The following is a 25,003-nucleotide window of genomic DNA, read 5'->3' as shown; positions in this document are numbered from 1 at the left end:
AATCCAGATGAAAAAGACCATGCGCTTTGCCGGAATGTTATGTACATTCCCGGCCCTACTACACGCACAACAGGCTATTAAAAAGGCCCTGCCCGACAGCCTGCATACCACGACCAAGCCGGCTACCCCCAGCCTCCCCGCCTGGACACGCCAGGGATATTTTGATGTACACCAGGAAGGCGGGCGGTATTTCTTCCACATCCCCGATTCGCTGCTAGGCCGTGACATCCTGGTGGTGAGCCGTTTATTAAACGCCCATGCAGGCGCCGGCAATTATGCCGACGACCAGCTAGACGGCAACATGGGCGGCGAAGGAAAGGTGGTCCGCTTTGAAAGAACCAGCGATAAAAAGATAGGGATGGATACCATTTCGTACACCATTCAAAACGACCCATCCTCCCCGCTTTACGCTGCCGTGGCCAGTTCCAATATTCCACTGGTAGTAACCAGTTTCGATATCATGGACCGGGTAGATCATAACACCGGCAGTATTATCGATGTTACCGACCTGTTGAAAAGCGGTACCGGGCTGGTAAGCGGCGCTGCTACGGCTATTAACAACATAGCTGTACATGGCAACAGTATTGAGATCATTGCCCCCCGCAATGTATTTCGCGGCGTAAGCGAGGTGAGTACTTCCCTCATCCTGCTCTCTAAAATCCCCATGCAGGGAAGGCTGGCAGATGAGCGGGTAGGTTATTTCACCACCTCCGGGCAAACCACGTTTGAAGATAAAAGCGTAGAGACCTTGCGTTTCATTGCCCGCTGGCGACTGGAACCTAAAGACGAAGACCGGGAGAAATATAAACGGGGAGAACTGGTAATACCCAAGGAACCAATCGTTGTATACATAGACCCCAACACGCCGGAGAAATTGATCCCTTATCTTATGCAGGGGGTAAACGATTGGGAACCTACGCTGGAGAAAGCAGGCTTTAAAAACGCCATCATGGCCAAACGCGCACCCACCCATGCAGAAGACAGTACCTGGAGCCTGGCCTCCTGCCGTGCAGCCATTGTTTACAAAGCCTCTACCACCGCCAATGCGCTGGGCCCTCACATTCACGATCCCCGCAGTGGCGAGATTATACAAAGTCATATCAATTGGTATCATAACATCATGAAGATGATACATGATTACTATTTCATACAGGCCAGCCCCAGCGACACCGCAGCGCGGCATATGACGTTTAACGATACCCTTACCGGGGAGCTGGTGCGCGTGATCTCCTCCCACGAAGTAGGACATTTGCTGGGCCTCCGGCATAACCTGGGCGCCAGCTCCACCGTGCCGGTAGAAAACCTACGCAATAAAAAGTGGGTGGAAGCCCATGGCCACACGCCTTCTATCATGGATTACGCCCGCTTTAATTACGTGGCACAGCCAGCAGATAGCGTAGGCATTAAAGGCATGTTGCCCCGTATAGGTGATTACGATTACTGGGCCATTGAATGGGGCTACCGCCTGTTTCCCGACTTTAAAACTCCGGCAGCAGAAAAAACATTTCTCAATACATGGACCAGAGAACAACTGAAAGATAACCGCCGCTGGTGGGGCGATGGCGAAAGGCCGCAGGCACAGGACCCACGTTCCCAACCCGAAGACCTGGGTGACGACGGTGTGAAAGCCTCATCCTACGGCATCCGCAACCTGCAACACGTGGTGATCCCCCACCTGCTGGCGTGGACACGGGAACCCAATGAAAATTTTGACAACCTGACCAGCATTTACCATGGCATACTGGGCACAACGTCGCAAGGCTTGCCCGATGGGCAGTACTACAATTATATGCTGCACGTTACCCACATCATTGGCGGTACTTATGTTACGCCAAGGGTGGTAGAAGACGATGCCCCCGTGTGCAGCCTCGTACCGGCTGCCCGGCAAAAAGCGGCGGTAAACTTCCTGCAACAAAACCTGTTCACCACCCCGCAATGGCTATTCCCGCAAGAGGTGATAAACCGTACCGGCGATAATCCCCTGCGCCTCATGGGCACGCTGCAATCTACTATCCTCACCTATATTTTTATGAGCACCGGCAACCTGCAAAAACAAGAAAGCATTAGCGGCCCCACCGGCTATACCGCAGGCGAACTGATGACCGACCTGGAAACCGGCATCTGGCGTGAACTGGCCACACACCAGCCGATCGACATTTACCGCAGAAGGCTGCAAAAAAACTACCTCACCCTGCTCACCGAATGCGCCACCCAGCCAAACAGCTACGAGGCCTCCTCCGTGGCCTATGCACACGTAGTAAACCTGCAACACCGCATTACCGCGGCTTTGCCAGCCTATACGGATGCCGCCAGCCGCGGACATTTGCAGGAAATGCTTTTCCGGATCAATGCCGGGCTTACCAAAACAAAATCATAATGATGAAAAATACCCTTCTTGTTTTTTTCTTATGCCTGATAACGGGCCTGGCACAGGCACAGGACAGCGCCGTATATTTTGAACACACCCTTTCCTGGGAGCAGGTTAAGGCCAAAGCAAAAGCAGAACATAAATACATTTTTATGGACTGCTTCGCCACCTGGTGCGGCCCCTGCCGCATGATGCGCAACAGCGTATTTCCCACGCCGGAAGCAGGCGCATTTTTTAACCAGCACTTCATCAACGTATCGCTGCAATGCGATACCACACAGCGAGACAACGACCAGGTGAAAGCCTGGTACCCGGTGGCCCAGCAAATGAACAAACTATATGGCATCCGCGTATTTCCCACCTTCCTGTTTTTCGATGAAAATGGGCAGCTCGTACACCGCGTTGTGGGTGCCTACGGCAGCGCCAAGGAGTTTATTACGGTGTCTGAGGCCGCACTGGATACCAGCCGGCAGTATTATAACCAGCTAGCACAATTTAACCAGGGCCGGCGCGACACTACCTTCCTGCTAAGGACCTGCATGGCGGCCTACGACGCCAACGATACGAAAAATGGCACGGCGCTTTTCAATGCTTATTTTAATACCCAACCTGCCAATAGTTGGTTATATAAAGACCGCCTCCAACTGATGGCCAAATTTGTCCGGAGCAGCAAAAGCCAGGCATTTACCTTTTTCATGCACCATGATGCGGCAATAGATACCGTGATGCATGCACCCGGCGCCGCCCTTTCGCTACTGATGGGGGTGATACGCCGCGAAGAGCTTCAGGGCAAAACGCCACTAGCCGGCCCTAACCCAGACTGGCAAGCGATGGCCAACCATATAGCGGGAAAGTACCCGCTGCTGGATACCCCCATCCGCATCGCCGTGGCCGACCGCCGCATGGAGTTTAACCTGGCGCGCAAAGACAGCGCCGGTTACATACAGGCCGCCAAAGATTATGCAAAAACCTTTGGCCCCGGCATACCGGCTGCAAAGTGGGACGAACTTGCCAACCGCCTGGCTTATTATGGAAAAGATAGCAGCACCTTCCTGCTGGCACTGCAATGGAACCAGCACGCCCTGGCACAACAGCAGCCCCCGGCCGCTACGGCCAATTACCTGCAAACAACGGCCTGCCTGCACTACCGCCTGGGACAGCAAGACAAAGCCATCACGGAAATGGAAAAAGCCATCGCCCTGTCGGACGATATGCACCGCTACAGCATGACGCTGATGTTGCAAAAAATTAAGAAAGGAGAAAGCATATAAGTATACCGTAACATTGGCCCCGGGCAACAACCCGGGGCCAATGCTTACATGGCCAGCAGCACCGCCACATAATGGCAGATCGCCGCTACCAACACCAGCAGGTGCCATACCGCATGGGTGTATTTGTATTTATCCCACACATAAAAAAACACGCCCGCAGAATACAATACCCCTCCGGTGATCACCATCACGATCACAGACAGGGGCATACTTTCAAAAAAGCGCCGCCCCCCTACTACCATAATCCAGCCCATGGCCAGGTAAATGATCACCGATACAATTTCATACTTGCCGGTAAAGCGTATTTTAAAAAATAAGCCTACCAGGGTAAGCCCCCATAGTATGCAGAGCAAGGTAATGCCGAACGGATTAAACAGGTACACCAAAATAAAGGGCGTATAGGTGCCTGCAATGAGGAAATAAATGCTGATATGGTCACACACCAGGAACAGCTTCTTCACCGCCGGCTCCAGCGACAGGTGGTACACCGTGGAATTCACAAAACATAATATAAAAGTAAACCCATAAATGCCCGCGCCTACAATACCCGGAGTATTGCCATGGGTGGCGGCAATGCTGGTAAGTACGGGGAGGGCAATTACCCCAAAGATCACAGCCCCGGCGTGTATCAATCCATTTACGATCTCTTGCTGACGCGTATAAGTTTGCTGAACAATAATTCCCATAACCACTGGTTTCTGGATGCAAATTTATCGGAAATGCTGCGATTTACCCGTTATCCCTTTAGCATATGCGCCAGGAGTGGCCCGCACTTTTCCCGGCAGGGGGCATAGAAGTGCCGGTGTTTCCAGGTGGCCTACTTAGGGGAGCGGCCCCACCAGCATTCTGCCAGTGCCAATGGCTCCCTACTATGGAGTAAAGCATATTACAGTAGCTTGGGTGGCGCACATTCGCCCGCACCGGCGGGCAGCTTTTTCTCCTACTTCCTGACAGGATCTGCTACTACAATAAAACGCCGGTTCCAGTTACACGGCTAGTTTAATAACGGGCCACCACCTTCAACGGGCGCTTACTGTTTATTTTATTTTCACCAGGTATGAAACGTTTACGTCCCCTGGAATACTTCCGTCAATTTATACAGCAGTGCTGCACCGGATAAATTTTTGCCAATAATCCTGCCAGCAGGGTCTATCAGCAAGTTAGCCGGAATGCCCAAGATATCATACCGTTTCGCCGCCGCATTGGGCGACCGGAGGTCGGATGCATGCAGCCAAGGCAACTGGTCTTTCCGGATGGCCTGCACCCATTTCCCACGATCGGTATCCAGGGATATACTCAGGATGGTAAATCCCTTGTCTTTATACCGTTCATAGGCGGTGATCAGATGAGGATTTTCTGCCCGGCAGGGTTTGCACCAGCTTGCCCAGAAATCTACCAACACATACCTGCCCCGCAGGTTTTTAAGCCGGATATTATATCCACTGGTGTCTGGCTGGGCAAAGTCGGGGGCTTCCTGGTTTACATTTCTCAGCGCCTGCAACAGCCGGTGTTGGTAAGCCACGCCTTCGGGTTGCTGCCTTATTTGGGGCGACAATTGCCGGAATAATTGCATGGCCTTAGCGGGTGCCGTAATATTATCGCCAGCATAGAGCCGCAGTACCGCCAGTGCAATGGGCGATGCTGGATATTTGCGCACATAAGGTGCATACACCGAATCGCCCATGGCGGTCGTCAGCGCCTTCATTTGAAGGTCTATGGAATCTTTTATATGGCCTGTTGCCTGTAGATACAGTGCGGCAAGACTATCCATCCGGTTTCGATAAGGATTACCCCATTCATCCAGCAAGGCCCATGCTATATCGGTAGACAGTTTTTTCCCTGCATCCGACTGCTGAAGCGCAGGGGGCAGCAAGGCAAATCCTTCCCTGGCTTTAACCAGGTTCATATGCCCGTTATAAGCCAGAAACATACTGGTAACACCAAATGGCAGGGCTGCCTCGTCCTGCACATGTGGCCAGGAAAGGGGTTGGTGGTTTTCCGCGTATGCATTTAACGCATATACGGCGTAAGGGCCGGCAGGATGGGCTTTAAAAACCTCACCATTCAGCGCAGCCACCGCATCGTCGTCCTTCCCGGCTGCTTGTCGCTCCAGCGCTTCATAGGCATCCTGTACCGGGCTGCCGTGCAGGGTTATGTTTTCAAAGCTGCCAGTATGGGTGGCCTGGATATGGCCCTGCTGTAAATAAATAAAGGAAACGGCAGGCGCTACCTGGCTGCGGTCTACCTCCGGCGCGTAGATAGGCACAATGTTATACTGCGTAGGGCCATTTATCCGGCCTTTGATCACATAGGTATTCTCCACCACCGGCACTTTAAATTCCTGAGAGGGGTCTTCCATGCTATGCAGGTAAATGGCACGCACAGGAAGGGATACGTTTACCAGCTTGCCGGTTAAAGTAAAACCCGTCGAAGCCTGTTGGGAAAAGCCAGCAACGGGCAGAAACAAAGCGAAGATATAAGCGAATGCTCTCATAGTTTTTCCGTATTAGCTGGTTTACCCTGTGCGGCATTGTAGTTGGCTAGTACGTCCTCCAGATATTCCACAGTGGCTTGGGGCGCCTGCGTGTCTGTCGCAATTTTCAGGGAGTGGGTGGCATTAGACAATGCCTTTTCCACATTACCGCTTTTAAAATAGCAACGCCCTCTCAGGTCACACACTATCAGGTCATTGTTTAGTGCAGGGTCTTTCTCCGCCAGCATTTCAAAAGCGGCTGCTCCATCCGCGTACACGCTGGCCGAAAGTCCATCGGTTTGGGAGACCAGGTCGGCTATAAAACTGAGGGTTCCAATGGAATCCTGTGTTTGCGACAACTGGGTATGGGCAAAGGTTATGGCAGCTGCTTCGCTAACATGCAGCAACGCGCGGAATTTTTCCTGGGCCAGCTCCCCTGCCGATGCTGGTTCTCTTTTTATCAGGCTGTCATATAAGAAAATGGCCTCGTTATAGGCCTTATTGCGATTGGCGTCCACCACTGCCTGTAGCGAAACTTCCGGCTTTTCTATTAACTCCCACACCAGGGTTTTCACTTCCGCCGCCCTATTGGCGGTAAGACCCTGCCATCGCCCCTGCACAACGCCTTGCTGGTCTATCACCACTACCAGCGGCGTTACCGCCTTTATGGCCTTACCATACGCATGGGTGTCTATAAACACGGGGCATTGGTATCCGTGCCCTTTCCAGTAGGCTACCAGGTTATTTTGCGGCATCGCTTCCTGGTTAGCAACGCCCATCATCCATACATTTTTGTTGTTGTAGGCAGCTATTGCACTATCTACAGCATGGGTCAAGGTGTCGCAGGTCTTACACTGGCTGGCCCAAAAGTCTAGCACCACTACTTTTCCGGCCAGGCTGGCACTGGTTAATTTACTGCCATTGGGGGTGGTAAATGTAAAAGGTGTCGCTTTCTTTCCAATGGCTGCCGGATCCCAGCCAGCATAATAACCCTGCGCACTGGCGCCTGTGTACAGGTGAAGCAGTAAAAAAACAAAAGCAATCAGCAGCAATCTCTTTTTCATAAATAGATTTAAAAAGCATGGCCCGCCGTGCGGGCTATGCCGTGTAATATGGCGGGTTATTAATAACCCGGATTGTTAGGATATAAGCTTGGATTCAGTTTCAGATCTGCCGCAGGCACGGGGTATAGTACGTCGGTAGACTGCCAGTTAGCACCCTTTATCAGCGACAGTACTTCGTCTGCTCTTACAGCGTTGGTAGCGCCGGAAAGGGCAGGCCAGCGCTTCAGATCTAACCAACGCTGCCCCCATTCTGCCAGCAATTCTATCCTGCGCTCCTGCGCTATGGCAGCCAGGCAGCCCGCTTTATCCAGCGTAGCAGGCAGGTCGTCCAGGCCTGCACGTTGCCGGATCACATTCACATCCGCAATGGCTGCGGCGGTATTTCCCAGCATGGTGCGCGCTTCCGCGCGGATGAGCAACTGTTCGCCTACCCGCAGCATCATATAATATTCTGAAGATGATTGGTCATAGGGATCACCCTTATATTTTGCGGGATACAAGATGCTACTGCCATCATCCGAAACCGTTTCCGTTACCCAGGCATCTTTGCGCAGGTCGCCCTGCTCAAAGGCATTGGCCAGGTTGTCTGTCAACGCATAATTAACAGCGCCATAGGCGGCGATCAAATTCGATTCTATAGGATTGCTGAGGTAAGAGGCTGGCTGTAACTGCCAGATGGCTTCTTCACTCCCGGCCAGGAATACATCTTCCGGTGCGGGCAAACTACCCGTATATATCCCCGCATTTTCCAGCACATCGGTGGCTTGAGCCTCCGCAGCTGCCCATTGCTGATCATACAGGTAAATACGCGCCAGCAGGGCCGTAGCGGCCCAGCGGGTGGCCCGGATGTAAGTGCCGGAGCTATAACTATCTGGTAAGGAGTCCTGCGCACTTTTCAGGTCCAGGATAATTTGTTGATACACTTTATCAGCAGGCGTTCGCGCTATCCGCTGGTGATCCTGCCAGTTAGCATCTAACACCAGGGGCAATGCCCCATACAAATTCACCAGGTAGGTATAACTAAAAGCCCGCAGGAACCTGGCCTCTCCTATAAATTGTTTTTTCTTTTCCGGTGTAATGCCGGTAGCGCCAGTAACCCCCTGGATAGCTACGTTGGCTTGGGAAATTACCTGATAGGCAGCATTCCACAATGCGGCAGTGTTATCGTTATCAATCGTCAGGTTATTTTGTTCCAATTGAAGCTGACTTTGGGAAGGATTTACCGCCGTTAGTTCGTCGGCAGACAGGGCCAGTGACAACGTAGCATCCTGATTTACCAGCGCGCCATTGGTAAGTGTATTATAAATATTGGCTATAGTAGCATTTGCACTAACATCTGTAGCAAAAGCTTCTTCGGACGACAGGAAATCCCTGGGAGGCCCTATTTCAGTAAATTTTTTGCAGGCGCTCATGGCTGTTAAAAGCAAAGCGCAAGCCCAGATCTTATTACCGCTAAACGATGATCGCATAGTCATGATTTTTTAAAGCGTAAGTTGAATACCTGCCGTAAAAGTGGCCAGCGGAGGATAATCGTATCCTGTTAGTTCCGGGCTTACCGGGTCTCTGCCTTTATAAGGACTGATCACCAGCAGATTTTGCCCCTGCACATAAATGCGGCAGGTGCTGATTTTAGCCGAATGCATCCACTTTTCCGGCAGGTTGTAAGACAACGAAAGATTTTGTAAGCGCAGGTAAGAAGCATCTACAATATTGGCATCGGAGGCACTATACAAATAGCCATCATCGCCGTCACTTGTCATATACTTTCTAACAGGGGTCATGTCGCCTTCCTTTTGCCAGCGGGCCAGCACGGTAACCGGCTGGTTGCGAAGGGTGCCAGGTGTTCCGTTGGTAAGGCTGTAAGGGCCTTTTTGTTTTTTATAATCCAGTAGAAAACTCAGCGACCAGTTTTTGTATGTCAACGTATTTAGCATTCCGCCTTGAAAAGCAGGGGTAAGATCCATGGGTATTTTATCGCGGTCGTCATATATGCCGTCTTTGTGAAGATCTTCAAACTGGTAGAGACCCGTGGCCGGGTCTACGCCCTGGTAGTGATACACCAACTGTATGGTAGTGGGCATACCTACTACATAGCTATCTGCATAGGAAGACAGGCTCAGGTTAGGAAATGCCAGTAGTTTATTCCGGTTAATGCTGATATTAAAATTAGTAGTCCAATGGAAGTTTTTACTTTCTATGTTCGTGGAGTTTACCGTAAACTCCCATCCCCTGTTTTGCACTTTAGCCGGGATATTCTCCACCACACCCCCTGCTATCAATCCCAGGTAACCGGGTACTGGCGCAGTAACCAGTTGATCATCACTTCTCTCCTGGTACCAGGCGGCGGAAACGGAAAGCCGGTCTTTGAGGAAGCCAAGTTCCACTGCTGCTTCCAGCTTTTTATTCACCTGCCATTTAAAGCCAGGATTGTAGGGCTGTGTATAGGAAATGATGGGTGTACCATCGTAAGTAGACGATTGGGAACGCCATCCTTCCAGGTAGCGGTAATCATTGGCCGCAGGGCTGCCGGTAGTGCCAAGGCTGCCGCGTAGCTTACCGAAACTGAGGAAAGAAAGATGATCTTTCATAAACCGCTCTTCGGAGAACAACCATGCCACGCCAACGGCGCCAAAGTTGCCCATCTGGTCATTGGCCTTGAACCGGGACGAGCCATCCCTTCTGCCGGAAATATTTGCAATGTACTTACCCTTATACTGATAATTAATACGTCCAAAATAACCCTGGAAACGGTATTGGGCATAATTGCTCGTAGTATATAAAGAGCCGGCGCTACCTACATTCTCCAGGAGTGCATCGCTCAAAAAGCCGTAGCCAGAAATGTTGGTACCATCTGTAATTGATTCCGTAAGTGTAGCACCCACCATGGCCTCCAGCCGTCCTTCCCCCATTTGTTTTACATAGGTCGCTTTGGGTTCGGCTATCCAACTCACAATGTTGTTGGTACCAAATTGCGCATACCCGGAATTAGCCGAAGGGTCGGGGCCCTGGATAGCTGCCGGCACACCCTGGAACTGCTTCATAGCGGTATTGGTATAACCGCCGCTGACAGACAAGGTAAGCCCACTGGCTACAATATAGCTAAGGGATAAATTGGTAACAATATTATTGGTACTGGCCTTATATGATTGAAACAAGTTGGTCACTTCAAAAGGCATATTATATCCCCAATCCTTGAAGTTCAGTTTTCCGCTGCTATCCAGCAGGGCAGGGGCATTGGGAGGAAGGTCGAATAAATAAAAACTTCCGCCCGGCACCCGGCTGCTGGTGGCCGCATAGTTCACCATCACCGACAGATTAAACCGGTTATCCTTAGACCGGTGGTTCACACTTAATTGAGAAGAAATACGCTGGTCGCGGAAATTGTCTGGAAAGCCCTTTGGCACCGGAGTATTCTCGCGGTGCATTCCTCCGCTCATGCGAAAGCTGGTGTATTCATTTCCCCCGGAATAGGCCAGTTCCCCGTCATACATTAGCGCACTGGCTCCCAGCTTGCGCTGCCAATCCGTATAGCGCGTAGTGTCCCAGCTCAGCAGGTCGTAGGCATTATAAGTATCGGGGGTTTCCCCACTATTGGTAAAGGCCTCCCGCCGCATTTGCAAATATTGCTGCGTATTGAGCATGCTAGTACGTTTAGGCTTAGCCGTTATACCGGTGTAAATATTTACGTCCAGGGCATTTCTCCCGGCCTTCCCTTTTTTGGTATTGATCAGGATCACCCCATTGGCGCCCCGCGATCCGTAAATAGCGGTGGCATCGGCATCGCGCAGCACCTCCACGCTTTCTATATCAGCCGGGTTTAAACTATACAGCGGGTTCTGGCCAGAATTATTACCAGAAAATCCATTTTGGTTAAGGCCCACATTATTAATATCTCCATTGCTGGTAGGGATGGGTACCCCGTCTATAATAAACAAAGGATTGTTAGGACTTCCTGCGCTAAACAAGTCCTTTTTTCCACGGATGTCTATACTGAAACGCCCGTTAGAAAAGGAGGTGTTTTGCACAATATTTAACCCTGGCACCAGGCCTTGCAGCGCCTGCAACACATTGCCTACAGGCTGCTTCTCAATGTCTTTGGAAGAGATCTTTGAAATGGAACCTGTATTATACCGTTGCAAGGTAGATCCATAACCGATCACAATAGTTTCATCCAGCTTATTATTGGAAACGGCCAATCCTACCTGCACCTCTTCTCCTTTATTTCCGCTTACATGCACCGTTTGCGGCTGGTATCCCAGGAAAGATATTTCCAGGATAACGTCTTGGCCTGCACCCTTTAATACAAAACGGCCGTTTTCATCGGTGCTGGCTCCCCTGGAGGTGCCGCTTATACGCACACTGGCGCCAATGAGCGGCACATTAGAAGCATCAGTGACCTGGCCCCTGATATCGCCAGAAGCCGCAGCCTTCGTAACGGTATCCCCTTTTGCCTTGATAATAATCACATGCTTTATAATCTCGAACGTTAACGGCTGATCACGCAGGCATAGTTGCAGGAACGCATTCACTTCCATATTCGTAACATGCACGCTCACCGGGTGCGTTTGTTTTAACAACTGCTCATCCAGCAGTAATGACATGCCGGTTTGACGCTTTATATCCTTCAGCACTTTGCTAACCGGCATGTCTTTGGCATTCATTGTTACCTGCTGCGCTATGGCAGCAGGTGCAAACAGCAATAACAGTATCCATAAAAGCGGGGTGATAAGCTCCCTGCGCAGCCTTAATTTGCTGAGGGGAGGAAAACGTATCTTCCGGGAGAAGAACGGTACTATGCGCGGAAAGGCATAGTAGGAACATGACGGGCCCGTACCTGTTTGGCGCCAAGCAGTAAAAATCATACATTTGATTTTGGGTGATAATATGTGTGTTCAGCGACTACATGAATTACCCAAACGACCGGGGATGTTCGTGCATTTCCGGTTTTTCTTTGTTGTAATCCATGCTTAATCTTAGTTATTCAGTATGCCTACTTCCTATGTGTCCGTTACTTTAATACGGTCACTACCTTATCTTCCAGCCTACAATGTACCCCTGTAGCAGCGAGTACCACCAGCAGATCATTCAGACTAATATCCCGGCTGATGTCTAGCGAAAAATGCCGGTCGGATATAGCCTGCTCATACTGCACCTGTACATTGTACCAGCGGGCCACCTGGCGCATAATGGTGCCAATGTCTGCATCCTGTAATTGCAGGTTACCATTTTTCCAGGCCACCGCCATGGCTGTATCTACCGCTGCAACCCTAATCTGGTGGCCGGTTTTCAACAAACTGGCCTGGGTTCCTGGCTTTAATATTTCACTGGCACCATCGTGTATAACTTTTACGGCGCCTTCCAGTAGCGTGGCGCTGGTGGAGGGTTCATCTTCATACGCCATGATGTTAAAATGGGTACCTAGCACCTGCACTTCCATTCCCTTGACCACCACCTTAAAAGGCTGTGCAGCGTGTGCTGCCACTTCAAAATACGCCTCCCCCTCCAGCGTTACCCGCCTTTCTGTGGCGGTGAATGCCGCCGGATAAGTAAGGGTACTACCAGCGTTTAGCCACACTTTAGTACCATCTGCCAGCACCACCTGGAACTGGCCGCCCAAGGGAGTAGCAAGGGTATTGGTCACCAGGCGTGCAGAGACCGGAGTTTCCTGGTAGGCCAATTGTTCATCCCCTACTTGTTGTACCGACACACCGCCCTGCAAAGGAATATCTGCATGGTGCCCAGCCCCCAGTAAAATTTGCTCGCCGGTAGACGTAGTAAGTATGGCTTTATTACTACCTGGCAACACCACGGTAGCTACTGGTGTCGTTGCCTCCTTTTTCTTGCCCATATGTAACCAATACCCACCTGCTGCCACCAATACCAGCACCGCCGCTGCATAGGGCAACAGCCGCCGCAGGCCTACCCTGCGCGCCACCGGCTTCCGGCCAATGCGGGCCTGTATTTGCTGCAACACCTGGAGCTGTACGCCCGTTGTCATTCCTTCGTGGAGGGTAGACTGTTGCAATTCCTGGATAATATCCGCTAACACTACGTCCTCCTGCCCGGCTGCCGACACCGCCTCCATGAACGCCGCCTCTTCCTGTGGAGAGAGGGCGTGGCGCTTGTATTTATCCAGCAAATCTTTGAGCGTGGCGCTATTCATCCGGGTGGTATTTAGGTAAAGACAACTGAGCAGATAGGCCGGACTATCCGGCGCCAAAAAAAATCAGGAAAATAATGGGTACAATACAAAAGGCATGGCTACAGCGGCATATAAGTGCCGGTTGATATAAAGGCGGATAAAACGAAGGGCCTGGGCCATTTGATTTTTTACGGTAAACGGGGAAATACCGAGCAGCCCGGCAATGGCCTCATAGCTGTAGCCCTGTTCTTTGGCCAGCAGGTATATTTTTTTTCTTTCAGGTGGCAGTTTATCAATGGCAGACCGTAATAATTCATCATACATTTTTTCCTGCAGGGGATGATCTGCATTGTTCACCTGCAGGGCATTAGCTGGGAGATATTCTTTGAGGGCTAGCAGTTGATTAGCCCGTTTTTTGAATTGGTTGAATATGATATTGCGGGCGATGATGAATAAATAGTCCTGTAACTTTTGTAAATGGGCCGCCCCTTCTTTCTGTTCCCATAATTTTATAAATACTTCCTGCACCACCTCCCTGGCTGCTTCCTCATCGCGCAAATAGGCCATGGCAGCCTTGTAAACCGCCTGCGAATAAGCGAAATACAAGGCATTGAATGCCGCTTCATCGCCCTTCGCTAACAAGACCAGTAAGGCAGCTTCAGAAGTTGGTTGATTCCCCGTCAAATTATTCCATTTAGAAGATAAATGTAATAATTACTTCGTTGCATGCACAGCATTGTTCGCAGCGGCTTGTGTAATTATAACGGCATAGGTGAAAATGTTACCGCTATCCTACAGCGTTTTTGCCGGAAATAAAAGCCAACAGCCCATCCATATAAAAAGGTCCGCCATCGCGGACCCTTTAATCTTTTTTAAGCATTGCAACGCAGTGAGGTTTTCCCGGAAAGGCCTGCCCCATTACCAGTGCTGGTCTTACAATTTGTACACCGCCTTCAATCCTTCTTTAAGGGTAGCTGGTTTTCTGCCCAATAATTTTTCCAGGTCTGGGCTCACCACACTAAACTGGCCCGCCCGGATATCGGCGGCAAAACCGGCGGTAATCTGCACCCCTATTTCCGGTACGCCGGCTTGTTGCAGGTGGCTTTCAAAAGTTGCAGGGTCTATATTTTGGTAGGTAACTGCTTTGCCCGACAGCTCTGACAAGGCCTGCGCAATGTCGCCAAAGGAATAGGCCGTTGCGCCGGTAATGTGGTACGTTTGCTGTTCATGCCCTGTGCCTAGCAATACACGGGCCGCTGCTTCCGCCATATCATTGCGCGAAGCGAAAGAAGTTTTTCCATCACCCGCCGGGTAAAATATCCCGGTTTCCAACACCCTATCGCCTACAAATCCAGGAATCACTTCCGTATAAAGTGAATTGCGCAGCAGGGTATACGCCAACCCACTTTGCTTTAAAAAATCTTCCGTTTGAAAATGACTTTCCATCAGCAGTTTATTGGCTGTTGTCGGAAAATCGTTTAGTGCGGCGCTGGTATAAATTACCTGCTGCACACCCGCTTGCCGGGCAGCGGTAATGATACGGGCATGTTGTTCAAACCGGTGCATATCCAGGCCTGATACCAGCAGGATTTTATCAATGCCCTGCACCGCCTTTTCGATAGCGGCAACCTCGTCATAACTTCCTATGCGGAGTTGTACGCCCTGGGCGGTTAGCGCCGTTGCTTTCTTTTCATCCCTTACATAGGCCACTACCTCATTTGCCGGCATCGTTTTTAAAAGGTGGTCTATTACTGTTTTACCAAAATGTCCGGAGGCGCCTGTTACTAAAATCATAGCTGCAAATTTTGTTGCTTATTGTTAAATGTACTTATCTTTCGGATACAAAATATATCCGCCCGCGCTATCGTTGTTCCAAAAATACGCCAGGCTAAGCTGCACCGGCAGATAGTGCAGGGTTAACCGCTGTAAAAAGCAGCATTTTATCTATATTCGTAGTCATCAGAATACCTAAGTTATATGAGGCGATCCGCATTTATATTTTTACTGTTCCTTTCACTTGCCGGCTATGGCCAACAAACCATTAATAATTTCAAGTACGTTCTGCTGCCGGAAAAATTTGGCTTTGCCCACGAAGAAGACCAGTATGGATTGAACTCCCTGGCCAAAACACTGTTGGAACAAAAAGGGTTTACCGTGTATTTCGATAATGCCCTTGTGCCGAAAGAACTGGCTGGCAACCGTTGCAATGTCTTAACCGCCGATGTAACGCAGCGAAAAAGCATGTTTGTGACCAACCTCACCCTGTTTTTAAAAGATTGCAGGGGCAATATCCTGTTTAAAAGCAAGGAAGGCAAAAGCAGGGAAAAGGAATTTATGCCTGCTTATAACCTGGCGTTAAGAGATGCCTTCACCTCGCTGGACGCTGTACCTTATGCATATGATAGTACCGCCAATGTTGCCACAACCGCCACGGCGGTAGCCACCCCTGCCGCTGCTGCTCCTGCTGTTCCGGTGGCTACGCCTGCCGCGACACCCGTAGTAGCACAGACCCGCGATGCCAGTGGCACCCTGTATGCCCAGGCCACCCCTACCGGGTATCAACTCATTGACACGGCTCCTAAAATAGTACTCACCCTGTTCCGCACTTCCCTGCCAGATGATTATATTGCCAACAATGGGGTGGCGAATGGCATTGTACTGAAGAAGAATGGGAACTGGTATTTTGAGTATTACAAAGATGGACAACTCATCTCGGAGCAACTGCTGATTAAGTTTTAATTACCCTTTTGCCTCCCTTCTCAAAGATCTTCGCAGTGCGCTCCGCTGCCGCGGGGGCTTTCTTTTTGCTGGTGCAAAAAGAAACAAAAAGCACCTGGCGGCGGCGGAAAATGGCTAAAATTTACTGCGTTGCGCTACGGCAAACGAGCTTACTATTAAGCGGTGGGATTTCTATTGGGCAATTGTGTGTGTAAGCTTTTGTACTAGCTTCCGCCCGTTTGCCGCTGAACGCTCCACTGCGTAAATTTCTTGACGCCATTTTCCTAAGGCCGCAAATGCTTTGCATACCATCTGCTTCCATCTTACTAACTGCAAGGTCTTCGCATACTATCCGCTCCCATCCCTTCAATACCTTAAAATCCGCCATGGTGGCTCCGCTGCATTTACCCACCTTTGAAGGAGGTAAAAGGGATGACCTTCGCATATATCATCCACGCACATCATCCGCTACCATCTTTTGTGATTGATTACATGCTAATGCCACAATAAAGCGGACAAACCTATAGCTATATAAAAATAGTTGTCCATTTTAGATACTTTTTATGCTGGTCATTAGTTTTCATGCCCTCATAATTTTTTTTCACGATCATTTGCTACGCTATCCTGCAGCCCAAAAAAGAAGCTCCCAAATTAGGAGAGGCAGTTGATACACGCAGATGATATACGTAGATGAATTACGTAGATGATATACCCGGATGATACACGCAGATGATATACGCGAGGTCATCCCCCTGCCCCCTTCAAAAGGGGACAAATGCAGCGGAGCTACCATGGCTGATTTCAGACCTAGCAGGAGAGCGGATGATGGTATGCGAAGACTATGCAGTTAACAAGATGGAAGCAGATGGTATGCAAAGCATTTGCGGCCTTAGGAAAATGGCGTCAAGAAATTTACGCAGTGGAGCGTTCAGCGGCAAACGGGCGGAAGCTAGTACAAAAGCTTACATGCACAATCGCCCAATAGAAATCCCACCGCTTAATAGTAAGCTCGTTTGCCGTAGCGCAACGCAGTAAATTTCAGCCATTTTCCGTCGCCGCCAGGTGCTTTTTTGCTACTTTTTTGCACCAGCAAAAAAGTAGGCCCCCGCGGCAGCGGAGCACCTCCCGGCGCATGCCGGAAAAACAGCGATTGATGCCCTTCCACAATAAATGAAACCTTAAAGCGTATCAGGGTGAAAACGCCATTGTTTTTCCGGTACCTTTCGTCCGGATATCCCCCAGCATCAAGGTCAATTCACCCCAGGCAACGCCTAGTAATAACCCTGGATAAAGCGTACCACACCCCAGCATCAAGGTCTATTCACCCCAGGCAAAAGCGTACCAGCGCAATGCCCCCCTTTGCCACATTCACTGCTTGCTCTCAAACTGCAACATCATTACCGCAAAGGAGGTAGCCGGCGTCAACTTATAATGGCGGGAGAACCACTGGCCCAACTGTTCCAGGGTTTCCAGTCTGTCTGCAATCTTCTCCCGTTCAGGTAATATTGTTTCATCATCTTCACCTGTTCTACCACCGTTTGGTATAACACCTCCTGGGTGAACGCCGGATCGCGGGGTTCTAGCAGGCGTATAAAATTTACAATATTCACAATTTTCGGTATGTGGCGGGGATCTGCCGGGGGCTTGGCCCAGGATAAGCAAAAGAAAGCCGCCAACAGGGCAGGCCAGTAGATTGATCATTTGAAATAAGTCATGGTTCACGTTAATAATGTGCAACAAAATATTTCCAAAGGTACTGAACAGCCCGTGGGTACTATCCATGCCCACGGCGGATGTTGTTCCCTCCCTTGCCATGACTGGCATAAAAGGCTGCATGCACCATGGGCAATGGCAGGCGTTGATGGCCTGCCAGGATAAATGTACAACCTGTTTCCACAATAAGAAATCCATGGGCGGCTACTTTTATTCGGTAACCCCAATGGCTATACGAAGGTCAGGTATCCCACTATTGGAAACCCTTTCACCATCCCGGGTCAGGCTTCGCAAGCAAGGCATGGATGGCCTGCCGGCTAATTTTCATCAATAGCCGGCATTATTGCGTAAGTAATACACAAAGAAGCCACCACCCCCTACACCCGGAAAGCCGCCCAGGTATGGCATTACAGGCCATATCAATACATCCCGCTGATACTAAATGAACCACTCGTAATATTAAATGAACAAGGCTCCTGATTCCGCCACTCAAAAATTTGGCAGGAACAAAAATTTCTCTATACTTGTGGTATAGGATAGAATAGATCAATCATCTACCTACCGGATGATTTCCACGTAAGAAATATTCCACCGGCCAGCAGGCAATTTAAAGTGATATACCATTTATGCATTCGCCAAAACCTTTTTCAACGTTTTCTAGCTGTATATATTAGAATAATCCCACGTTTATGCATATGATCCACGTTTACTTAAAACGTGCGGCCGCTATTACTATAGCCGGGCGCCGAACTGTATTGTTTCTCCTGTTAATTTTCTTTAGCGGCTTCTGGCAGCCGGCAGCCGGGCAAAACAACATGACTGTAACCGGCACCGTGACAGACACTTCGGGCAATGTGTTGAATGGTGTAAGTGTTATCAACATTTCAAAAAAAAATGCGGGTACTTATACCGACAGTCATGGAAAGTTTGTGCTGGAAGCAGCGCCCGGTGCTATTATTCATTTCTCCTTTGTGGGATTTGCGGAGCAAAACATTAGCATTAATGAAAAAACCCGTGTACTGAACATCCGGCTAATACCTGCTACTGCGGCCATTTCGGAGGTGGTGGTAACGGCCTTTGGCAGGAAGGAAAGAAAAGAAGCGGTGGTAGGGTCGGTGACCAGTATTACACCCGGCGAACTAAAGGTGCCTTCCAGTAACCTTACCAACGCGCTGGCCGGAAAGGTGGCTGGTTTAATTGCTTTTCAAAGAGGTGGGCAGCCGGGTATGGATAATGCCAACTTCTTTATACGCGGGGTTACCACGCTGGGATACAGCGCCAGCCCCCTCATCCTGGTAGATAATATAGAACTGGGAGCCAATGACCTGGCCCGCCTGCAAGTGGATGATATTGCCAGCTTTTCCATTTTAAAAGACGCCAGCGCTGCCGCCCTGTATGGTGCCAGGGGCGCTAACGGGGTGATACTTATTACGACGAAGGATGGTAAAATTGGCAAGGCCAAGATAAATGTGAGGCTGGAAACCGCCATCTCCCAGCCTACAAAACAAATAAAACTGGCCGACCCGATTGCGTATATGAAGGGATATAACGAGGCCGTGACCACCCGCACTCCTTCCCAAACGCCCCCCTATACACCCAACGATATTTATAACACCCAACAAACGTTGCAGCATGCACCGGGTAGCAGTCCTTACATTTACCCGGCGGTAAACTGGATGAAGACGTTGTTTAAAGATCAGACCACCACCACCCGGGCCAACTTCAGCGCCAGCGGCGGAAGCCAGTTTGCCCGCTATTATATGGCCGGTTCTTATTCACGGGACAATGGTATTTTACAAAATAATCCCGTGAATAATTTCAACAGCGGGATGAAGTACGAGAATTATCAGCTACGGGCCAACATTAACCTGAACCTGACCAAGAATACGCAAGCAGAGGTGCGCCTGTGGGGCAATTTCAATGAATATACCGGCCCTATTACCAGCAGCAACGACGGCTTTTCTACCGACCTGTATGTAAAAGCCTTACACGCTAACCCGGTAGCCTTTGCCCCCTATTTTGCACCAGACAGCGCCAATATGCTGACCCACCATATTTTGTTTGGCAATAATACCAGCCTTACTGGGGGGTTGCTAGACAACCCTTATGCAGACCTGATGTATGGCTATAAAACATTCTCAGAATCGAGAATGTCGGCACAGTTTGAGGTAACCCAGCAATTTGATTTCCTGCCAGGGCTCTCCTTTCATGGCATTTTCAGCACCAACCGTTATGCGTATTTTTCAGTGACCCGCAACTACAAGCCATTTTATTACCAGATACAAAGCTATGATCCGCATACCAACAATTATACTTTAGACTGGATAAACAACAGCCCCGGACAGGCACAGGAATTTCTGAGTATTTCTTCCGACCCTTCTACCAAATCGGTGTATACCTACCTGTACCTGCAAGGCACCTTAGACTATGGTCAAACCTTTGGCAAACACAATGTGGGGGCAACATTAATTGCTACCCGCCAGCAAACCCAGTATGGCGATGCATACGAGCCGAATACCAATATTCCCTCCCTGCTGCTTTCTTTGCCCTACCGCAACTTAGGGCTATCCGGCAGGGCTTCTTACTCCTATGATAGCCGTTATTTTGTGGAGTTTAATTTTGGGTACAATGGGTCTGAACGTTTTGCCGCAGATCACCGGTATGGTTTCTTCCCTACCATTGGCGCAGGATGGGTAATCTCCAATGAAAAATTTTGGAAGGGCAGTATTGCAGACATTGTAAGCCGTTTAAAACTCCGGGGCAGTTATGGACTGGTGGGCAACGATAACATTGGCAGCCAGCGCTTCTTTTACCTCTCCAGCGTAACCCCGGACGATGCCGGCAGGGGTACCTGGCCAGGCACTTTTGGCAACACCAATGGCTTTACCCAATACGGCACCACCATACAGTCGTACCCCAACCCGGACGTTACCTGGGAGCGATCCAGGAAGGCCAATCTGGCGGTGGAAGCCACCATTTTAAAACACCTCAACATCACTGCAGAAATATACCATGAGTACCGCCACGATATTTTAGTGACCCGTGGATATATACCCGTTACCGTGGGTATTGAAAACACCGCCGCGGGCAACCTGCAAGCCAATTTAGGCATTGCTTCCGCACGCGGCCTGGACCTGAACGCTACGTACAATCACAGCATTAACAACGACCTTTCCTTACAGTTAATGGGTAACCTTACCGTTACCGCCAATAAAACCGTTTATACTGAAGAGCCGGAATATAAATATCCTTACGAGTTCAGAACCGGCCAGCCCATTAGCCAGCCATTCGGCTATATCGCGGAAAGACTGTTTGTAGATGATAAAGAAGCCAATAACTCGCCTTCCCAATTATTTGGCGGCAACCCACCCCAGGGCGGCGATATTAAGTACCGCGACGTGAACCACGATGGGGTGATAGATGGCGACGACCAGGTACCTATCGGACTACCGCAAACGCCGCAGATCATTTATGGCGCAGGGTTTTCTCTCTCCTATAAAAACTTTGACCTCAGTGCTTTCTTCCAGGGCCTGGCCAGGGAATCGTTCTTTATCAACCCCTCTTCATCGGTAGATTTCACCTATGGCCAGTTTGGTACCGCGCCCTTTGTTAATAACGCCCAGTTACTACAAGCATATGCCGACAATCACTGGTCGCAAGAAAACCAAAACTTATATGCGCTATACCCCCGCTACTCCCCCGTGGATGTGCCGAACAACGAACAAACCAGCACCTGGTGGATGCGCGATGGTAGCTTCATGCGATTGAAGTCGGCAGAAATTGGTTACACATTTCCCAAAAGGCTCACTAAAAAAGCCTTCATGGATAATGCGCGTATTTATGTAAATGGATTGAACCTGCTAACCTTTAGCCATTTTAAATTATGGGATCCGGAGATGGCGGGCCAGGGCTTTGCTTATCCTATCCAGCGCGTATTTAACATTGGCTTAAACATCAACTTGTAATCATCTTAATCCACGATCATGAGGACTTTGATAAAATTTTTCTTACTGCCATGCCTTACTTTTTCCATGTTAGCATGTAAAAAATACCTGGACGTTATCCCAGATGACGTGGCTACGCTGAACAGTTCTTTCGCCAACGAAAACGAGGCCCAGGCCTACCTGCTGGGCAACTGTTACGCTAACCTGCAACGCCTGTCTGACGTATGCCGCAATGCCGGCTTTACTACTTCCGGCGAGGTGATCATCCCTACCGACCTGCCCAGCAATCAAAGCCTTAAAGGCTCCGGGCAGGATGCAGGCTTTAACCTGCTGCGCGGGTTTCAGAACGTGCAGAATCCGTTGTTTAATTTCTGGGATGCTTATAACCAGGGCTTAAACCTGTGGCAATCCATCCGGTTTTGCAACACCTTTTTAGACAATGTAAATACCCCGCCCGACGTAACCGTTACCGAAAGAAAACGCTGGATAGCGGAGGCCAAATTTCTCAAAGCGTATTATCACTACTGGCTGATCCGTATGTATGGCCCCATTCCCATTGCCGATGTGGCCCTGCCGGTAAATGCCACCACCGACCAGGTGCGGCAAAAACAATTGCCGGTAGATTCCTGCTTTAATTATGTGGTACACCTCATCGATGAAGCCTTACCCGACCTGCCTCCTTCCATCCAGAATGTGATTACGGAAGATGGCCGCATTACCGCCACCATTGCTCTGGCCGTAAAAGCAGAAGTATTAGCCACCGAAGCCAGCCCCCTGTTCAACGGCAACCCGGATTACAGCAGCTTTGCCAATATAGACGGCACCAAATTATTTTCCGCCGCCCCCGATAAGGCCAAGTGGCAAAAGGCCGCCGATGCCTGCAAGGCTGCCATAGATGCTGCCAACGCCTCCGGCGCAGCCCTGTACCAGTTTGTAGCACAAAGCGGCATCGCACACATGACCGATTCCACCAAGCTGCTGCTCACGCTACAAGGTGCCGTAACGTCCAGTTGGAATACAGAACAACTGTGGACCCTGAACCCTTATTTTGGCTACCAGATCCAGGCCTCTCCCCGCGTCAATGCACTGGCCACCACGGTGTATAATTTCTTCTCTAACTTTTCCGTACCCATCGGGGAAAGTGAGCTGTTTTATACCAACAATGGCGTACCTATTAATGAAGATAAAACCTGGGACTACCCCAACCGCTACAAAGTAGTACAGGGCGATGATGCCAACGGGCATTATGTGCGAAAGGGCTACAGCACTAATAAAGGCAACCTGAACCGGGAAGCCCGCTATTATGCAGACATTGCTTTTGATGGCAGCACCTGGTTTGGATCCAGCAATACAGACGATAATAATCCCGACGTGATCAATGCCGTGAACGGCCCCGCTGCCCCGCTAGACCCTATTGCCTACAACGCCACAGGCTACTGGGCGCGCAAGCTGGTGCCTTACCAAACCGCTTCCGCCAATAACAGCTTCCAAACGTTTAATTACTCCTGGCCCTTTATGCGGCTGCCCGCCCTGTGGTTATTATATGCCGAATGCCTCAATGAAGCCAACGGGCCCAGTGCGGCCGTGTATACCTGGGTAGACCAGGTAAGGGCCCGGGCAGGCCTGCCCGGCATACAAGCCGCCTGGGCGCAGTATTCCAGGACACCTAATAAGCCCGGCACCCAGGACGGCCTCCGCCAAATCATACACCAGGAAAGAAGGATAGAACTGGCCTTTGAAGGACAGGCCGGCTGGGACCTGAGAAGATGGAAGGAACTGCAAAACGTACTGGTGAATCCCTTCCTGGGATGGAACGTCATGAACGAAACGAAAACTACGGGCCAGTATTATAACCTGCAAACCGTCTATCAGCCCCAGTTTGGATTAAGAGATTACCTCTTCCCCATCCAGAAGGCAGATATGCTGTACAACCCTAACCTGGTACAAACACCTTACTGGTAGCAGGTATACGGTTATAACAATCCCTCTTTCGCACTTTCAATTATCATCACATGAACTTCCTGAAATATATACCACATGGCTGCCTGCTGTTTTTCCTCATAGCAGCATTAGCCTACACTTCCTGCAAGAAAATAGACGGCTATAATAGCGTAGTATCGAACGACAAAACGAAGCCGGGCGTTGTAACGGCCGTGAAGGTGGTGAATTTTAACGGGGGCGCTTACATTACCTATACGCTTCCCAACTCTGCCAATATTTTATACGTGCAAGCCAATTATGCTATCAGCGACAAGGCCACCCGGCAAACGAAATCATCTTATTACTCCGACAGTATTACGGTGAGCGGCTTTGCAGCAAGCAAAGATTATAAGGTGGTATTGTACACCGTGTCCCGCGCCAATATTAAATCCGATTCCGTAGTGGTAGTGGTACACCCTGCCACCCCGCCCTATCAGCTCGTGTACGCCTCGCTGGTTGCACAAAACGCGTTTGGCGGCGTAAATATCCATGCCCTCAATAAAACACAGGATCCCATCGGTATCGTAAGCCTGCTGCCCGACAGCAACAGTACACGGCTGAAGATACAGGACCAGCACTATACCACTACAGATGCTATCAACTATACGTTAAGAGGCTACGATACCTTACCCAAACCTTTTGCTTTTTATGTAACCGATCAGTGGGGCAATGTTTCGGATACGATGTATACCACCGTTCATCCCATTTTTGAAACGCTGATGAATAAACAATTGTTCCAGCCCTATGTATTACCTACAGATGTACCTAACTACCAGAACGGGTATTATAACCTGAGCAATATGTGGAACAACACATCCAGCGAGCCAGGTTACAACACCGAGCAGCCTATTCTGGCCTCTCCCACCAAACCTTTTATCTGGCCGGCATGGGCCACCTTCGATATGGGACAGTCGGCCCGCTTAAGCCGGTATATGTGCTGGTTCAGAACAGGGGGCAGCAACGAATTTGTCTGGAACTCTGGCGCCCCGGAAACCTGGGTATTGTGGGGCCGGGAAGATACCCCGCAGGATGAGGTGATGCCGGCCGACTCTACCCAACTGCCGGCAGTAGGCGCTAAAACACCAGGTGGGTGGATTAATATGGGCAAGTTCAACGCCCCGCCCAAACCTGCCCACAACCCGCTCACAAACGAGGATATCGATACCTGGAACGCAGGTTTCAACTTCGATCTTTCTATAGATCTACCCAAGGTGCGCTACCTCCGCCTGGAGTGCTTCCATACCATGGGCGGTACGGATAATTATTTTGGTATCATGGAGATGTCGGTATACGGCAACCCTCAATGACCGGCCTGTAATAATTTATTGTT

At 50.0% G+C, this 25,003-nt stretch carries 15 protein-coding genes; 6 read left to right on the top strand and 9 right to left on the bottom strand.

Annotated features, from left to right (window positions below; genetic code table 11):
* Positions 1 to 7 precede the first annotated feature (7 nt).
* Positions 8 to 2,377, top strand: a complete 2,370-nt coding sequence (locus GA0116948_RS17295; RefSeq protein WP_089714522.1) for a zinc-dependent metalloprotease — start codon at positions 8 to 10, stop codon at positions 2,375 to 2,377.
* On the top strand, positions 2,377 to 3,639 hold the full coding sequence (locus tag GA0116948_RS17290) for a thioredoxin family protein (protein ID WP_165798296.1): 1,263 nt from the start codon (positions 2,377 to 2,379) through the stop codon (positions 3,637 to 3,639). The genes GA0116948_RS17295 and GA0116948_RS17290 overlap by 1 nt, the downstream gene beginning before the upstream one ends.
* 44 nt (positions 3,640 to 3,683) lie before the next feature.
* On the opposite strand, the gene trhA is transcribed toward GA0116948_RS17290, so the two are convergent.
* The 8 genes from trhA to GA0116948_RS17245 all read right to left on the bottom strand — a co-directional run bounded on the left by trhA (position 3,684) and on the right by GA0116948_RS17245 (position 15,112).
* Entirely contained in the window at positions 3,684 to 4,325 is a 642-nt protein-coding gene (gene trhA / locus GA0116948_RS17285) for a PAQR family membrane homeostasis protein TrhA (protein ID WP_089714518.1), read from the bottom strand.
* A 380-nt stretch (positions 4,326 to 4,705) separates the two neighbouring features.
* Positions 4,706 to 6,133, bottom strand: coding sequence for a TlpA disulfide reductase family protein (locus GA0116948_RS17275; RefSeq protein ID WP_089714516.1), 1,428 nt, complete (start codon positions 6,131 to 6,133; stop codon positions 4,706 to 4,708).
* On the bottom strand, positions 6,130 to 7,176 hold the full coding sequence (locus GA0116948_RS17270) for a TlpA family protein disulfide reductase (protein WP_089714515.1): 1,047 nt from the start codon (positions 7,174 to 7,176) through the stop codon (positions 6,130 to 6,132). The genes GA0116948_RS17275 and GA0116948_RS17270 overlap by 4 nt, the downstream gene beginning before the upstream one ends.
* 59 nt (positions 7,177 to 7,235) lie before the next feature.
* Positions 7,236 to 8,645, bottom strand: coding sequence for a RagB/SusD family nutrient uptake outer membrane protein (locus GA0116948_RS17265; RefSeq protein ID WP_165798297.1), 1,410 nt, complete (start codon positions 8,643 to 8,645; stop codon positions 7,236 to 7,238).
* A 12-nt stretch (positions 8,646 to 8,657) separates the two neighbouring features.
* Positions 8,658 to 12,038 (bottom strand): SusC/RagA family TonB-linked outer membrane protein, encoded by a 3,381-nt coding sequence (locus GA0116948_RS17260; RefSeq protein ID WP_089714511.1) that lies wholly within the window; start codon positions 12,036 to 12,038, stop codon positions 8,658 to 8,660.
* Positions 12,039 to 12,184: 146 nt separating this feature from the next.
* Entirely contained in the window at positions 12,185 to 13,339 is a 1,155-nt protein-coding gene (locus GA0116948_RS17255) for a FecR family protein (protein WP_089714509.1), read from the bottom strand.
* 63 nt (positions 13,340 to 13,402) lie between these two features.
* Positions 13,403 to 14,002 (bottom strand): RNA polymerase sigma factor, encoded by a 600-nt coding sequence (locus GA0116948_RS17250; RefSeq protein WP_089714507.1) that lies wholly within the window; start codon positions 14,000 to 14,002, stop codon positions 13,403 to 13,405.
* A gap of 249 nt (positions 14,003 to 14,251) precedes the next feature.
* A complete protein-coding gene (locus GA0116948_RS17245) occupies positions 14,252 to 15,112 on the bottom strand; it encodes an SDR family oxidoreductase (RefSeq protein WP_089714505.1) in 861 nt (286 codons plus the stop codon).
* Between the two features lie 183 nt (positions 15,113 to 15,295).
* Here GA0116948_RS17245 and GA0116948_RS17240 point away from each other — a divergent pair, with 183 nt between their 5' ends.
* On the top strand, positions 15,296 to 16,057 hold the full coding sequence (locus tag GA0116948_RS17240) for a hypothetical protein (protein ID WP_089714504.1): 762 nt from the start codon (positions 15,296 to 15,298) through the stop codon (positions 16,055 to 16,057).
* A gap of 1,400 nt (positions 16,058 to 17,457) precedes the next feature.
* Here GA0116948_RS17240 and GA0116948_RS17230 read toward each other — a convergent pair.
* Positions 17,458 to 17,646 carry a hypothetical protein gene (locus GA0116948_RS17230; RefSeq protein ID WP_165798290.1) on the bottom strand — a complete coding sequence of 63 codons (189 nt, stop codon included), beginning with the start codon at positions 17,644 to 17,646 and terminating at the stop codon, positions 17,458 to 17,460.
* 798 nt (positions 17,647 to 18,444) lie between these two features.
* On the opposite strand from GA0116948_RS17230, the gene GA0116948_RS17220 reads away from it, so the two are divergent.
* From GA0116948_RS17220 to GA0116948_RS17210, 3 genes are all read left to right on the top strand, one after another.
* The gene (locus GA0116948_RS17220) at positions 18,445 to 21,714 is read left to right on the top strand and encodes a SusC/RagA family TonB-linked outer membrane protein (RefSeq protein ID WP_240619094.1); all 3,270 of its coding nucleotides are present in this window, start codon (positions 18,445 to 18,447) and stop codon (positions 21,712 to 21,714) included.
* 66 nt (positions 21,715 to 21,780) lie between these two features.
* Complete coding sequence (locus GA0116948_RS17215) at positions 21,781 to 23,655, top strand: RagB/SusD family nutrient uptake outer membrane protein (protein ID WP_240619095.1); 1,875 nt, start codon at positions 21,781 to 21,783, stop codon at positions 23,653 to 23,655.
* Between the two features lie 50 nt (positions 23,656 to 23,705).
* Positions 23,706 to 24,980 (top strand): DUF4959 domain-containing protein, encoded by a 1,275-nt coding sequence (locus tag GA0116948_RS17210; protein WP_089714493.1) that lies wholly within the window; start codon positions 23,706 to 23,708, stop codon positions 24,978 to 24,980.
* Positions 24,981 to 25,003 lie beyond the last annotated feature (23 nt).

Origin of the sequence: Chitinophaga costaii, from assembly GCF_900094705.1 — a bacterium.
Classification (GTDB): Bacteria; Bacteroidota; Bacteroidia; order Chitinophagales; family Chitinophagaceae; genus Chitinophaga; species Chitinophaga costaii.
This window is presented reverse-complemented; position numbering and strand designations above follow the sequence as displayed.

Bases quoted from the DNA above. Each gene is read 5' to 3' on its own strand.
- GA0116948_RS17215 (WP_240619095.1), top strand. From the start codon at position 21,781: ATGTTAGCATGTAAAAAATACCTGGACGTTATCCCAGATGACGTGGCT.
- GA0116948_RS17290 (WP_165798296.1), top strand. From the start codon at position 2,377: ATGATGAAAAATACCCTTCTTGTTTTTTTCTTATGCCTGATAACGGGC.
- GA0116948_RS17270 (WP_089714515.1), bottom strand. From the start codon at position 7,176: ATGAAAAAGAGATTGCTGCTGATTGCTTTTGTTTTTTTACTGCTTCAC.
- GA0116948_RS17255 (WP_089714509.1), bottom strand. From the start codon at position 13,339: ATGAATAGCGCCACGCTCAAAGATTTGCTGGATAAATACAAGCGCCAC.
- GA0116948_RS17275 (WP_089714516.1), bottom strand. From the start codon at position 6,133: ATGAGAGCATTCGCTTATATCTTCGCTTTGTTTCTGCCCGTTGCTGGC.
- GA0116948_RS17245 (WP_089714505.1), bottom strand. From the start codon at position 15,112: ATGATTTTAGTAACAGGCGCCTCCGGACATTTTGGTAAAACAGTAATA.
- GA0116948_RS17260 (WP_089714511.1), bottom strand. From the start codon at position 12,038: ATGATTTTTACTGCTTGGCGCCAAACAGGTACGGGCCCGTCATGTTCC.
- GA0116948_RS17210 (WP_089714493.1), top strand. From the start codon at position 23,706: ATGAACTTCCTGAAATATATACCACATGGCTGCCTGCTGTTTTTCCTC.
- GA0116948_RS17220 (WP_240619094.1), top strand. From the start codon at position 18,445: ATGATCCACGTTTACTTAAAACGTGCGGCCGCTATTACTATAGCCGGG.
- GA0116948_RS17295 (WP_089714522.1), top strand. From the start codon at position 8: ATGAAAAAGACCATGCGCTTTGCCGGAATGTTATGTACATTCCCGGCC.
- trhA (WP_089714518.1), bottom strand. From the start codon at position 4,325: ATGGGAATTATTGTTCAGCAAACTTATACGCGTCAGCAAGAGATCGTA.
- GA0116948_RS17240 (WP_089714504.1), top strand. From the start codon at position 15,296: ATGAGGCGATCCGCATTTATATTTTTACTGTTCCTTTCACTTGCCGGC.
- GA0116948_RS17265 (WP_165798297.1), bottom strand. From the start codon at position 8,645: ATGCGATCATCGTTTAGCGGTAATAAGATCTGGGCTTGCGCTTTGCTT.